Genomic DNA, 13,401 nt, shown 5'->3' on the forward strand with positions numbered 1-13,401 from the left:
GCCACAAGGCAGAATCGTCTGTTTTTTGTCACGGAAAGGCGCTAGAAGCCGCCCGATGGAATTGAATACGATTGAAAGCCACGACATCGGCACCGCCGCCGAGCACTCGGCCGGCCCTGACCGGACAGTGAAAAAGGTCTTCGTCAAGACCTATGGCTGCCAGATGAACGTCTATGATTCCCAGCGCATGACCGATGCGCTGGCCGCCGATGGCTATGTCGCCACCGACGCCGTCGAAGACGCCGATCTCGTGCTGCTCAACACCTGCCATATCCGCGAAAAGGCGGCGGAAAAGGTCTATTCCGAGCTCGGCCGCATCCGCGATATGAAAGCCGAACGCGCCGGGGCCGGCCGCGAGCTCCTGATCGGTGTTGCCGGTTGCGTGGCGCAGGCCGAAGGCGCCGAAATCATCAGGCGCTCACCGGCGGTCGATCTGGTCATCGGCCCGCAGACCTATCACCGGCTGCCCGACGTGCTGGCGCGGGTTCGCGGCGGCGAAAAGATCGTCGAGACCGAATACGCCGTCGAGGACAAGTTCGAGCATCTGCCGCAGCCCAAGCGCGCCGAGCTTGCCAGGCGTGGCGTCACCGCCTTCCTCACCGTGCAGGAAGGCTGCGACAAGTTCTGCACCTTCTGCGTGGTGCCTTACACGCGCGGCTCCGAGGTCTCGCGGCCGGTAGCGCAGATCGTCGCCGAGGCCGAGCGCCTGGCCGAGGCCGGCGTGCGCGAGGTGACGCTGCTCGGCCAGAACGTCAATGCCTGGCACGGCGTCGGCGAAAATGGCGAGGAATGGGGCCTCGGCCGCCTGCTGTATCGGCTTGCGGAAATCCCCGGCCTGGCGCGGCTGCGCTACACCACCAGCCATCCGCGCGACATGGACGACGAGTTGATCGCCGCGCATCGCGACCTGCCTGCCTTGATGCCCTATCTGCATCTGCCGGTGCAATCCGGCTCGGACCGCATCCTCAAGGCGATGAACCGCCGCCATACGGCGCGCGATTATCTGTCGCTCATCGAGCGCATCCGGTCTGCCCGAACCGACATCGCCATGTCCGGCGACTTCATCGTCGGCTTCCCCGGCGAGACGGACGAGGATTTCGAGGCGACGCTGAAGCTGGTGCGCGAGGTGAACTATGCCTCGGCCTTCTCGTTCAAATATTCGCCGCGCCCGGGCACGCCAGGCGCCGAAATGGACGACCATGTCTCGGAAGCGGTCAAGGACGAGCGGCTGCAGCGCCTGCAGGCATTGCTCCTGAAGCAGCAGCAGGATTTCGGCTCGAGTCTGGTCGGCAGGACAATCGGCATGCTGATCGAGAAGCCGGGCCGGCAGCCCGGCCAGAAAGTTGGCCGTTCGCCCTGGCTGCAGCCGGTTATTGTTGACGACAAGGCCGGTGGAATCGGTGACATTATCGACGTGCGAATCACGAAGACGGGCTTCAACAGCCTGTTCGCCGAACTGGCCTGATGGGCCTCGGCAGATGAGGAGAGACGGTTGAGCGCTGCCGAACTGAAGAATCCGCCCCAGAACCAGGCGTCCGGGGCTTCCGACATGGCGCACATCGTACTGACCTTCGACAACAACAAGCTCGCCAGCGCCCTTTACGGTCAGTTCGATGAGAATTTGGCCCGGCTCGAGCAGAAGCTCGGCGTCGACATCCGCTCGCGCGGCAACCAGCTTACGATCAAGGGCTCGGCGGCGGCGGCCGAACAGGCGCGCCGTGCGCTGGATACGCTCTATGGCATCCTGCAGAAGGGCGTCGACATCGGCCAGTCGGACGTCGACGGCGCCGTGCGCATGGCGATTGCCGCCGACGACCAGCTGACGCTGCCGACGATGGAGCGCAAGGGCAAGGTCTCGGCCGCCCAGATCGCGACGCGCAAGAAGACGATCTATGCCCGCTCGCTCAACCAGGACGCCTATATGCGGGCGCTGGAGCGCTCCGAAATGGTGTTCGGCATCGGCCCCGCCGGCACCGGCAAGACCTATCTGGCGGTGGCGCATGCCGCGATGCTCTTGGAGCGCGGCATGGTCGAGCGCATCATCCTGTCGCGCCCGGCCGTCGAGGCCGGCGAGCGGCTGGGCTTCCTGCCTGGCGATATGAAGGAGAAGGTCGATCCGTATCTGCGGCCACTTTACGACGCGCTTTACGACATGATGCCGGCCGACAAGGTCGAGCGGGCGATCGCCGCCGAAGTGATCGAGATCGCGCCGCTGGCCTTCATGCGCGGCCGCACTTTGGCCCATGCGGCGGTGATCCTCGACGAAGCGCAGAACACCACGCCGATGCAGATGAAGATGTTCTTGACCCGTCTCGGCGAGAACTCCCGCATGATCGTCACCGGCGATCCGACCCAGATCGACCTGCCGCCCAACACCAAGTCGGGGCTGGTCGAGGCGCTGCGCATCCTCGACGGCGTGCCTGGCATCGTCACGGTCCGCTTCAACGAAGGCGACGTGGTGCGCCACTCGCTGGTCGCAGAGATCGTCAAGGCCTATGACCGCGACGGCAAGCTGGCGCGAGGCTTGGGCGCCGAAAGCTGATCAAAGGCTCAATGGCTCCAAATCCGGAATTTGGCGGCGAGACGCCGGTCGATATCGATATTTTCGTCGAGGCCGGCGATTGGCCCGTGGAAGCCGAACTGGCGCGCCTCGTCGATCGCGCCGTTGCGGTCGCCTTTGCCGAGACCGGCACGAGCGGCACCTCGGAGCTCAGCGTCGTCTTTTCCGACGATGCCCATATCCGGACGCTCAATGCCGAATGGCGCGGCAAGGACAAGCCCACCAATGTCCTGTCTTTCCCGGCTTTTTCCTTCCCGAAGGGCGGTCCGCTGCCGCCGATGCTGGGCGATATCGTGCTGGCTCGCGAGACCGTGGCGCGCGAGGCCGCTCTGGAAGACAAGCCGCTGGCGAACCATATCACCCATCTCGTGGTCCATGGCCTGCTGCATCTCTTGGGCCATGATCACGAGACCGACGCCGAGGCGGAGGAGATGGAAGCGATCGAGCGCGCCGCGCTTGCGAGGCTTGCCATTCCCGATCCCTACGCGTAACAAAAAAGCTCAATTGACCGATGGCGATGAACGACACACCAGAAACTGCCGCTCGTCCGGACGCCGGCAGTGCTGCCAAGCCTTCCGAAAAGACGGAAGAGGGCTCCAGTCCGAGTATTCCCGCCGGCAGCGCGGCCGCAGAGCCGACGCATGCCGGTCCTTCCCTCTTCGACCGCGTGCTCGGCCTGTTCCGGCACCGCAACGGCACCAGCTTGCGCGAGGAAATTGCCGGCGCGCTGGCCGAAACGGCGACCGATGCTGAATCCTTCTCGCCCGGCGAACGCGCCATGCTCAACAACATTCTGCGCCTGCGCGAAGTGCGGGTCGAGGATGTCATGGTGCCGCGAGCCGATATCGAGGCGGTCGAGATCAACACGACGCTCGGCGACCTGCTCGGCCTTTTCGAGCAGTCCGGCCATTCGCGCATGCCGGTCTATTCCGAGACGCTCGACGATCCGCGCGGCATGGTCCACATCCGCGACGTGCTCGCCCACATCACCAAACTCGCCCGGGTCAAGAAGGGCCGCGCCAGGGCGAAGGCGCCGGTGACGACGGCGCTCGACCTCGCGCAGGTCGATCTCGCGCGCACCATCGGCGATCTCAATCTGATCCGCGAGGTGCTGTTCGTGCCGCCCTCGATGCTGGCCTCCGACCTGATGGGCCGCATGCAGACGACGCGCACGCAGATGGCGCTGGTCATCGACGAATATGGCGGCACCGACGGCCTCGCCTCGCTGGAAGACATCGTCGAGATGGTGGTCGGCGACATCGAGGACGAGCATGACGACGACGAGCCGATGATCACCCAGACCGGTGACGGCGTCTTCGTCGTCGACGGCAAGGCCGAGATCGACGAGGTCGCCAAGATGATCGGCGAGGATTTCGCCGCCGGCGAGCATGGCGAATATGTCGACACCATCGGCGGCATGATCTTCAACACGCTCGGCCGCGTCCCGGCCAGGGGCGAAGTCGTGCAGGCCATTCCCGGCTTCGAGTTCCATGTGCTCGACGCCGACCCGCGCCGCGTCAAGCGGGTGCGCATCGTGCAGAGCCAGAAGGGCGAGCGCCAGCGCCGCCGCGCGGCCCGCACCGAACAGGCCTGATATCCCGCGGCAATTCCAGGAAAACTGCGTAGCGGTTTTCCGTCCGGAATTGCGCAGAGAAAACTTGGAGCCCAATGCCGATCGACGATCCGTTCAAGCACGCGGTCCTGGGTTCGGGGGTTTTCTACCGGGATCCACGCGCGGCTTTGGCCTTTCTGCAGGTGGCTTTCGGCTTCGAGCCGAGCATGCTGGTGAGTGACACCGAGGGTCGGCTTGTGCATGCCGAAATGCGCTTCGGCGACGGCTATATCATCGTCGATTCCGAATGGGCCGACCATGTCGCCAGTCCCGCCTCCGTCGGCGGCAGGAATACGCAATCGGTGTATATCCGTCTGCAGCAAGACCTCGACGCTCATTGCAACACGGCACGCATGGCGGGCGCGGAAATTCTGGAAGAGCCGACGGACCATTTCTATGGCGAGCGCCAATATCGCGCCCGTGACCCCGAAGGCCATGTCTGGACATTCACCCGCACCATGCGCCTGATTCCGAAGGACGAGGCCGAGCGACTGAGCGGCCTGCGCATCGAGGGCTGGCACAGATAGCAAAACCGTGTATCAGGCACCGCTTATCCGCGTTTGGATCGGGCGGCGCGCCCTGTTAAACCTTGGGCTCCCTGATTCGTGCGACTTGGGAAGCTGGATGCAGCGCTTTGCCGGCCGGATAATTCTGCTGTGGGGGTGGCGGCGGGCGCTGGTGGCGTTTGCCGCCGGAGCGTTGGCGGTGCTTGCCCAGGCGCCTTACGATTTCTTCGCCGTCTGCTTCGTGTCGTTTCCGGTCCTGGTCTGGCTGCTCGACGGCGCCACCGGCGAGGCTTCCGATGGCTGGTTCCGGCGTCTGAGGCCGGCTTTCGCCACCGGCTGGTGGTTCGGTTTCGGCTATTTCCTCGCCGGCCTCTGGTGGATCGGCCAGGCATTGCTGGTCGAGGCCGACAACTTCGCCTGGGCCTTGCCCTTCGCCGTTGTCGGCATCCCCTTCGCACTGGCCTTCTTCTATGGCTTTGCCACCGTGGTGGCGCGGCTGTTCTGGAGCAGCGATATCGGCCGCATCGCCGCCCTTGCCTTCGGGTTCGGCCTTGCCGAATGGCTGCGCGACTTCCTCTTCACCGGCTTTCCCTGGAACGCCGTCGGCTACGCCGCGATGCCTGTGCCGCTCCTGATGCAGAGCGTGTCGGTGACCGGCATGATCGGCATGAACGCGCTCGCTGTCTTCCTGTTTTCTCTGCCCGCGCTGGTCGCCGCGCGCCGGCATCTGAGGCTGGGTATCGCCCTGTTCGTCATCCTCGTCGCCGCCCATGTCGGCTTCGGCTATTTCAGGCTCGCCACCACGGTCGAGCCGACCCGCTCGATCGATGTCCGCATCGTCCAGCCCGCGGTCGATCTCAGCGAGAAATGGGACGCCTCGGTGCGCGACCGGATCTTCGCAACCTTGCTGGGGATATCGGGGAAAGCGCCGGAAGAGGGTCACGCCAAACCGCAGCTCATCCTGTGGCCGGAGACGTCGGTGCCGTTCCTCTTCACCGAGCGTCCGGACGCGCTGACGGCGCTCGGCGACATGCTGGCCGACGGCCAGATGCTGATTGCCGGCGTGGTGCGCGAGGAGGGCGGATCGGCCAATGCCGGCAGCCGCTATTACAATTCCGTGGTGGCGATCAACGACAAGGGCGAGATTGTCGACGCCGTCGACAAGGTGCATCTGGTGCCGTTCGGCGAGTATCTGCCCTTCGCCGATCTTTTCGAACGCTTCGGCATAGGCCAACTCGTTGCCGGGCCGATGAATTTCGCCGCCGGCAACGAGCGGCATCCGATCGGCGTGCCGGGCGGCCTGCGTGCCGCTCCGTTCATCTGCTACGAGGTGATCTTTCCCGATCTCGTCGCCACCGACTCTGCATCGTCTGACGTAATTGTGAACGTCACCAACGACGCCTGGTTTGGCGACACGCCGGGCCCGTATCAGCACTTCAGACAGGCCCAGATTCGTGCGGTGGAGAATGGATTGCCGCTGCTGCGCGCGGCCAACAACGGCATCTCCGCCATCGTCGATTCGCGCGGGCGCATTGTCGATGCGCTTGCGGTCGACGCGCGCGGCGCCATCGACGCGCATGTGCCCGTTTCTGGACGCGCCCTCCTGTCCGCCGAACAGCGGCGCATTAACGGATTGCTGATCATGTTGCTGTTTGCGCTGATTGCCTTCACATTGAATGTAAGGCAGCGGCTACGGGTGAATTGACAGTCGGCACATTAGAAACTCATACTGTAACGCCTAAAATTTTCTCGAAGTCGGTTGGAGGGTTCTGTTGGGGCAGGTGGCTCCGGCTTCATATGGGCGGAACAAAATAGAAAAAGCCGGAAAAATTCGGCGAGGAAAAAATGACAGAAGAGAACAAGAAGAAGCCGAATCCGATCGACATCCATGTCGGGAGTCGCATCCGGCTGCGTCGCAATATGCTTGGAATGAGCCAGGAAAAGCTGGGTGAAAATCTCGGCATCACCTTTCAGCAGATCCAGAAGTACGAAAAGGGCACGAACAGGGTTGGCGCCAGCCGTCTGCAGGCGATCGCCTCCATCCTGAGCGTTCCCGTCGCCTTCTTCTTCGAGGACGCCCCGAGCGAGGAGACCGTCGGCGGAAATCGAGGATTTGCCGAAGACTCCTCGATGGCTTTCGCCATCGAATTCTGCGGCAGTCCCGAAGGGCTTCAGCTCAACCGGGCTTTCGTCAAGATCAGCGACGTCAAGGTACGCCGCCGGATCATCGATCTGGTGAAGGCGCTCTCCGCCGACGGCGCCGATTGATTTGCCTTAATGCCGCCGGCGGTTTCGCGCCGCCGGTGGCATAGCCGGCCTTGCCTACATTCATGCCAGATCCGTCGCGCCGCTTGACGAGCGGCGCCCGGCACCGCTAACACGTGGCGCGCCAAAATCGGCAGCCTGCCGATCTTTTTTCAAGAGGGGACACCCGTGACGCGGCAGAATTATCTCTTCACCTCGGAATCCGTCTCCGAGGGTCATCCCGACAAAGTCTGTGACCGTATCTCCGACGAGATCGTCGATCTGGTCTATCGCGAAGCCAAGAAGACGGGCATGGATCCGTGGAAGGTGCGCGTTGCCTGCGAGACGCTGGCCACCACCAATCGCGTCGTCATCGCCGGCGAGGTCCGCGTCCCCGACACGCTTTTGAAGAAGGACAAGGCGGGCAACGTCCTTCAGGATGCGTCCGGCCATCCTGTGGTCAACCCGACCAAGTTCAAGTCGGTTGCCCGCAAGGCAATCCGCGAGATCGGTTACGAGCAGTCCGGCTTCCACTGGAGGACCGCCAAGATCGACGTGCTGCTGCATGGCCAGTCGCCCGACATCGGCCAGGGCGTCGACAATGCCGCCGACCGGCAGGGCGAGGAAGGTGCGGGCGATCAGGGCATCATGTTCGGCTACGCCTGCCGTGAGACGCCCGACCTGATGCCGGCGCCGATCTATTACAGCCACAAGATCCTCGAGTTGCTGGCCGCCGCACGCCATGAAGGCAACGGCGAGGCCGGCAAGCTCGGCCCGGATGCCAAGAGCCAGGTCACCGTGCGCTACGCCGACGGCAAGGCGGCGGAAGTCACGCAGATCGTGCTCTCCACCCAGCATCTCGATGCGAGCTGGGACTCCAAGAAGGTCCGCAAGGTGGTCGAGCCCTACATCCGCGAGGCGCTTGGCGACTTGAAGATCGCCGAGGATTGCAACTGGTACATCAACCCGACCGGCAAGTTCGTCATTGGCGGGCCTGACGGCGATGCTGGCCTTACCGGCCGCAAGATCATCGTCGACACTTACGGCGGCGCGGCGCCGCATGGCGGCGGCGCCTTTTCCGGCAAGGATACCACCAAGGTCGACCGTTCGGCGGCCTATGCGGCGCGCTACCTTGCCAAGAATGTGGTGGCCGCCAAGCTTGCCGACCGCTGCACCATCCAGCTCTCCTACGCCATCGGCGTTGCCCAGCCGCTGTCGGTCTATGTCGACCTGCACGGCACCGGCAAGGTCGACGAATCGAAGCTCGAAGACGCGCTGCGCAAGGTGATGGACCTGTCGCCGTCCGGCATCCGCCGTCATCTCGACCTCAACAAGCCGATCTACGCCAAGACGTCGTCCTACGGCCATTTCGGCCGCAAGGCCGGTCGCGATGGTTCCTTCTCCTGGGAAAAGACCGATCTCGCCAAGGCGCTCAAGGACGCCGTCGCCGCCTGACGCCAGCGGACGCAAAAGACAGGCCGAGCCGGGCGACCGAAGGATTTTTCGGTCGCCGGCACGGCAAGACCATACGCCCGCAGCAGGCGGTCGCCCTCGAAAGCGGCCTGCGCGAATACCGGCTCGACCTGACGGCGCAAGCGCCGGCTGATCTAAGCACCCTGTTCAAGACGGATGTTTCGGCGCTGCAGCTGGAAATCGGCTTCGGCGGCGGCGAGCATCTTCTACACCGCGCCGCCGAATCTCCGGCAACCGGCTTCATCGGCGTCGAGCCCTTCGTCAACGGCATGGCCAAGATGATGACGGCGCTCGGCAAGGCGCCGCTTGGCAATTTGAGAGTCTATGACGACGACGCCACGCGCCTGCTCGACTGGCTGCCGACAGGCTCGCTCGACGGCATCGACCTGCTCTATCCCGATCCATGGCCCAAGAAGAAGCACTGGAAACGGCGCTTCGTCGGCGCCGCCAATCTCGCCCGCTTTGCCCGGGTGCTGAAGGCGGGCGGCAGGTTCCGCTTCGCCTCCGACATCGACAGCTATGTGAACTGGACGCTGCTTGCCTGCCGGGACCACAGCGCCTTCCAATGGCAGGCCGAAGACGCTGCCGGCTGGCACCAGCCCTACGAGGGCTGGCCCGGCACGCGCTACGAGGCCAAGGCCATCCGCGAGGGACGGCGGCCTGCCTATCTGACCTTCATCCGGAAATAGCCGAGCGAACGTTGTATTGCATTTAGCACTACGGATCGCTACCTTGTCGGTAAGGAGACAGTGATGGCCGTCCCGGTCGAACGCAAGGAATACCCGATCTCGATGCGCCTGCCGGAAGCGGACGTGGCGATGATCGATCGCGCCGCCACCCTGCGCGGCCGGTCGCGCACGGATTTCGTGCGCGATGCCGCCGTGCGCGCGGCCGAGGATGTGCTGATGGATAACCGTCTTGTCCGCATGAGCCCGGAAGGGTTCGCGGAGTTCATGGAGGTCCTGTCCGCTCCGGCTGCTCCGGTTCCCGACATGGTGGAACTGGCAAAGCGGCCCGCGCCCTGGGAAGCTGGTTACACGACGAAGCGCTGACCAGTGGCATTGTCGGCTCCCGAACCGTTTACCGCAGTTCACGACGTATCCGGATTTTCCTGTGGGAAGCCTGCGCTTGATCACTGGCTGAAAACCCGCGCGCTTTCCAATCAGGAGAAGGGCTTTACTGCGGTTCTCGTTGTCCACGAAGCCGGCCGGGTGGTTGGATATTACGGTTTGGCGCCGACGGCCGTCGTGCCGTCGATCCTGCCTCGGTCGATCCGCACCGGGCAACCGCCCGACCCGGTGCCGTGCCTGCTCCTCGGCCAGCTTGCGACCGATACCGGATGGGCTGGGCGCGGCATCGGCACGGGCTTGGTAAAGTACGCCCTTCAGCGCTGCGTTCGGGCGGCGGAATTGATCGGAGGGCGCGCGCTGATGGTCAATGCGGTCGACGCGGAAGCGGCGCAGTTCTGGCAGCGGCGAGGATTTCTCCCGACCAGGGACGATCCGCTTGTCTTATTTCGTTCAATCGCGGCGATCGCCGCGTCGCTCGTGGAGGCCCAAAGATAAGGCACCGCCGCGCTGCGAGATGGTGACGGCAGGATTTACCTGCCTGGCCAGAGCAATTCCAGGAAAGTGCGGGCGCTCGGCGACTTCGCCGTAGCCTTCCGTCCGGAATTGCTTAAAGAACTAGATCCGGCCGCTCCGGTCGAAAGCGGCCGGATCGATGCCGAGCTTCTTCAGGTCGCTGCGGCGCGGCTTGCGGCCGGCCTCGACGGCCCGTGCCCCGGCGGCCGCGCTGCCGAATGTGTTGAAGAAATCACCGATGACGAAAAACAATCCACGGTCCATGTGACTAGTTTCGCGCGCCACCGCGCGCGTCCTTTCTTTTGCACTGCAGCATAAATGGTGACGACACGTCGGTTTGCCAAAGGACCGCATGGCCGCCATGTGCGGCGCAATGCAGCTCAAGCGGGTTCCGCCGCGCAACATGCGGAATTGATGAACCAATTTGGTTCCAGCACATTCATACTGAACCAAATGGAGACAGGATAATGAGTGCCTTCACCGTACGGCTTCCTGATGAGACTGTCGCCAAGCTCGACCAACTGGCCGAAAAGGTGGATCGTTCTCGTTCCTACGTCGCGGCTCAAGCGATCGAAGACTATGTCGCGAGGGAAGAATGGCAACTTGCCGAGATCGAGGCCGGCCTTGACGAGGCCGATCGAGGAGAATTTGCGAGTGAGAAGGATCTGGCGGGCGTCATAGCGAAATACGTCAAGCCGGCTTCCGAACGATGAAGCGGATCCGCTGGACCCAACGAGCCGTGCGCCGACTCGACCAGATTGGCGCATTCATCGAAAAGGACAATCCAGCCGCCGCGAAACGGGTCATTGCCCGTATCGTCTCCTGCGCCGACAATCTCGCCGAGCAACCCGCAATGGGGCGGGCCGGGCGGGTGAAAGGAACACGAGAGCTGGTCCTGGCTGATATCCCATACATAATTCCCTACCGCGTTGTCGGCGGCGAGATCGAGATACTCACGGGGATGCATGCGGCCCAGCGATGGCCGCGCCAGTTCCAGACGCCACCGCAGGCCTTTGTCTGAAGGCTTGAAACGCCCGCGGCAATCGTCTATATCAGCCTCAAATTCTTGGTCGGTATGACGAAGAGTGGGTCCACCCGGTCCCGCTCTTTTTTGTTACCTGCCGGCCGGAAGCGAAAAAGCGACAGGGATCTGATGACTGCAGCGGCAAGCGAGGCCGACGACCGTATCATCCGCGAAAGCGGCATCGATGCGCGCATTGCGCTGATCGTGCAGCCGGTGCTCAAGGCCATCGGCTTCCGACTGGTGCGGGTGCAGTTGACCGGCCAGAATGGGCTGACGCTGCAGATCATGGCCGAACGCGAAGACGGCACCATGACCGTCGAGGATTGCGAAGAGGTCAGCCGCGCGGTGTCGCCGGCGCTCGATGTCGATGATCCGATCGAAAAGGCGTATCATCTCGAAGTCTCGTCGCCCGGCATCGACCGGCCGCTGGTGCGCAAGTCGGATTTCACCGCCTGGACCGGCCATCTGGTCAAGCTTGAAACGTCGGTTCTTGTCAGCGATCGCAAGCGCTTCAAGGGCAAGATTGCCGAGGCTGACGCCGATGGCATCCTTATCGAGCGCGACAAGGCTGCCTATGGCGAAGAGCCGACGGTGCGCGTGCCTTTCGACGCGATTGCCGAGGCCCGGCTGGTGCTGACCGACGATCTCATCCGCGATGCCCTGTCGAAGGACAACCGGGCGCGCAAGGAAGCCAAGAAACGCCGCGGCGAAGCGGAAGACGCCGCCGAGGAAAACGAAACCGAACAGGAAAGTTGATAGCGCCGCCGGGCTGAATGTCCGAGGCGAAATCGGGAGAAAGACAATGGTTGTAAGCGCCAACAGGCTTGAACTGCTGCAGATCGCCGATGCGGTCGCGCGTGAAAAGTCGATCGATAAGTCGATCGTCATCGCCGCCATGGCCGATGCGATCCAGAAGGCGGCGCGCTCCCGCTATGGCCAGGAGACCAACATCCGCGCCGACATCAACCCGAACACCGGCGAGATGAAGCTGCAGCGGCTGATGGAAGTGGTCGAGAAGGTCGAGGACTACGCGACGCAGATCGCGCTTTCCACGGCGCGCGAGCGCAACCCCGATGCCCAGCTAGGCGATTTCATCGCCGAGCAGCTGCCGCCGATGGATTTCGGCCGCATCGCCGCCCAGTCGGCCAAGCAGGTCATCGTGCAGAAGGTGCGCGAAGCCGAGCGCGACCGCCAGTATGACGAATACAAGGACCGCATCGGCGAGATCGTCAACGGCACCGTCAAGCGCGTCGAGTACGGCAATGTCATCGTCGATCTCGGCCGTGGCGAGGCGATCATCCGCCGCGACGAGCTGATCCCGCGCGAGAACTACAAATATGGCGACCGCGTTCGCGCCTATGTCTATGACGTGCGCCGCGAGCAGCGCGGCCCGCAGATATTCCTGTCGCGCACGCATCCGCAGTTCATGGCCAAGCTCTTCACCATGGAAGTGCCGGAAATCTACGACGGCATCATCGAGATCAAGTCGGTCGCCCGCGATCCGGGTTCGCGCGCCAAGATCGCTGTCATCTCGCGCGATTCCTCGATCGATCCGGTCGGCGCCTGCGTCGGCATGCGCGGCAGCCGCGTCCAGGCGGTGGTCGGCGAGTTGCAGGGCGAGAAGATCGACATCATTCCGTGGTCACCTTCGGCCGCTTCCTTCATCGTCAACGCGCTGCAGCCGGCCGAGGTCGCCAAGGTGGTGCTCGACGAAGATGCCGAGCGCATCGAAGTGGTGGTGCCGGACGATCAGCTGTCGCTGGCCATCGGCCGCCGCGGCCAGAACGTGCGCCTGGCCTCGCAGCTCACCGGCTGGGATATCGACATCCTGACCGAGCAGGAAGAGAGCGAGCGTCGCCAGAAGGAATTCGTCGAGCGTTCGGCGCTCTTCATGGAAGCACTCGACGTCGACGAGATGGTCGGCCAGGTGCTTGCCTCCGAAGGCTTCACCAGTGTCGAGGAAGTCGCCTATGTCGACTCGGGCGAAATCTCCTCGATCGACGGCTTCGACGAGGATACCGCTTCGGAAATCCAGACCCGCGCCCGCGAATATCTGGAAAAGATCGAGGCCGAGCACGACGAAAAGCGCAAGGCGCTGGGCGTCAAGGACGAACTGCGCGAGATCCCCGGCGTCACCACGGCCATGATGGTGACGCTCGGCGAGGACGGCGTGAAGACGATCGAGGATTTCGCCGGCTACGCCGCCGACGATCTGATCGGCTGGAAAGAGCGCAAGGACGGCGAGACCAAGGTCTTTCCGGGCGTGCTCGCCAGCCATGGCGTGTCGCGCGCCGATGCCGAGCAGATGGTTCTGGCCGCCCGCCTCAAGGCTGGCTGGATCAGCGAAGACGAGCTTGCAGCCGAAGAAGTCGCGGCTGACGAAGCTGTTGGTGCGTGAG

16 protein-coding genes are annotated in these 13,401 nt (G+C 63.6%); 15 read left to right on the plus strand and 1 reads right to left on the minus strand.

All coding sequences use genetic code 11. The features are described 5' to 3' along the window. Window positions 1-55: 55 nt before the first annotated feature. The 11 genes from miaB to LB572_RS00395 all read left to right on the plus strand — a co-directional run bounded on the left by miaB (window position 56) and on the right by LB572_RS00395 (window position 9,960). Window positions 56-1,465 (plus strand): tRNA (N6-isopentenyl adenosine(37)-C2)-methylthiotransferase MiaB, encoded by a 1,410-nt coding sequence (gene miaB, locus LB572_RS00345; RefSeq protein ID WP_224666228.1) that lies wholly within the window; start codon window positions 56-58, stop codon window positions 1,463-1,465. A gap of 84 nt (window positions 1,466-1,549) precedes the next feature. After that, window positions 1,550-2,542 (plus strand): PhoH family protein, encoded by a 993-nt coding sequence (locus LB572_RS00350; protein ID WP_224666572.1) that lies wholly within the window; start codon window positions 1,550-1,552, stop codon window positions 2,540-2,542. 11 nt (window positions 2,543-2,553) lie between these two features. Beyond that, window positions 2,554-3,051 (plus strand): rRNA maturation RNase YbeY, encoded by a 498-nt coding sequence (gene ybeY / locus LB572_RS00355; RefSeq protein ID WP_224666229.1) that lies wholly within the window; start codon window positions 2,554-2,556, stop codon window positions 3,049-3,051. A 26-nt stretch (window positions 3,052-3,077) separates the two neighbouring features. After that, complete coding sequence (locus LB572_RS00360) at window positions 3,078-4,154, plus strand: hemolysin family protein (RefSeq protein ID WP_224666230.1); 1,077 nt, start codon at window positions 3,078-3,080, stop codon at window positions 4,152-4,154. A 74-nt stretch (window positions 4,155-4,228) separates the two neighbouring features. Next, complete coding sequence (locus tag LB572_RS00365) at window positions 4,229-4,699, plus strand: VOC family protein (protein ID WP_224666231.1); 471 nt, start codon at window positions 4,229-4,231, stop codon at window positions 4,697-4,699. Between the two features lie 97 nt (window positions 4,700-4,796). Further along, on the plus strand, window positions 4,797-6,383 hold the full coding sequence (gene lnt / locus LB572_RS00370; RefSeq protein ID WP_224666233.1) for an apolipoprotein N-acyltransferase: 1,587 nt from the start codon (window positions 4,797-4,799) through the stop codon (window positions 6,381-6,383). Window positions 6,384-6,523: 140 nt separating this feature from the next. Next, window positions 6,524-6,946 carry a helix-turn-helix domain-containing protein gene (locus tag LB572_RS00375; RefSeq protein WP_140806027.1) on the plus strand — a complete coding sequence of 141 codons (423 nt, stop codon included), beginning with the start codon at window positions 6,524-6,526 and terminating at the stop codon, window positions 6,944-6,946. 165 nt (window positions 6,947-7,111) lie between these two features. Then, window positions 7,112-8,377, plus strand: a complete 1,266-nt coding sequence (gene metK / locus LB572_RS00380; protein ID WP_140806029.1) for a methionine adenosyltransferase — start codon at window positions 7,112-7,114, stop codon at window positions 8,375-8,377. Next, window positions 8,374-9,084 carry a tRNA (guanine(46)-N(7))-methyltransferase TrmB gene (gene trmB / locus LB572_RS00385; protein WP_224666573.1) on the plus strand — a complete coding sequence of 237 codons (711 nt, stop codon included), beginning with the start codon at window positions 8,374-8,376 and terminating at the stop codon, window positions 9,082-9,084. The genes metK and trmB overlap by 4 nt, the downstream gene beginning before the upstream one ends. A 63-nt stretch (window positions 9,085-9,147) precedes the next feature. Next, window positions 9,148-9,447, plus strand: coding sequence for a DUF1778 domain-containing protein (locus LB572_RS00390; protein WP_140806033.1), 300 nt, complete (start codon window positions 9,148-9,150; stop codon window positions 9,445-9,447). Window positions 9,448-9,450: 3 nt separating this feature from the next. Beyond that, window positions 9,451-9,960, plus strand: a complete 510-nt coding sequence (locus LB572_RS00395) for a GNAT family N-acetyltransferase (RefSeq protein WP_224666235.1) — start codon at window positions 9,451-9,453, stop codon at window positions 9,958-9,960. Between the two features lie 120 nt (window positions 9,961-10,080). Here LB572_RS00395 and LB572_RS00400 read toward each other — a convergent pair whose 3' ends face one another. After that, on the minus strand, window positions 10,081-10,401 hold the full coding sequence (locus LB572_RS00400; protein ID WP_224666589.1) for a hypothetical protein: 321 nt from the start codon (window positions 10,399-10,401) through the stop codon (window positions 10,081-10,083). A gap of 41 nt (window positions 10,402-10,442) precedes the next feature. Here LB572_RS00400 and LB572_RS00405 point away from each other — a divergent pair, with 41 nt between their 5' ends. From LB572_RS00405 to nusA, 4 genes are all read left to right on the plus strand, one after another. After that, a complete protein-coding gene (locus LB572_RS00405) occupies window positions 10,443-10,691 on the plus strand; it encodes a CopG family ribbon-helix-helix protein (protein ID WP_224666574.1) in 249 nt (82 codons plus the stop codon). Next, window positions 10,688-10,999 carry a type II toxin-antitoxin system RelE/ParE family toxin gene (locus tag LB572_RS00410; RefSeq protein ID WP_224666236.1) on the plus strand — a complete coding sequence of 104 codons (312 nt, stop codon included), beginning with the start codon at window positions 10,688-10,690 and terminating at the stop codon, window positions 10,997-10,999. The genes LB572_RS00405 and LB572_RS00410 overlap by 4 nt, the downstream gene beginning before the upstream one ends. A gap of 132 nt (window positions 11,000-11,131) precedes the next feature. Further along, window positions 11,132-11,758, plus strand: a complete 627-nt coding sequence (gene rimP, locus LB572_RS00415) for a ribosome maturation factor RimP (RefSeq protein ID WP_140807886.1) — start codon at window positions 11,132-11,134, stop codon at window positions 11,756-11,758. A 46-nt stretch (window positions 11,759-11,804) separates the two neighbouring features. Then, entirely contained in the window at window positions 11,805-13,400 is a 1,596-nt protein-coding gene (gene nusA, locus LB572_RS00420; protein WP_140807885.1) for a transcription termination factor NusA, read from the plus strand. Window position 13,401: the final 1 nt, after the last annotated feature.

It is taken from the genome of Mesorhizobium sp. BH1-1-5 (genome assembly GCF_020165615.1).
Taxonomy (GTDB): domain Bacteria; phylum Pseudomonadota; class Alphaproteobacteria; order Rhizobiales; family Rhizobiaceae; genus Mesorhizobium.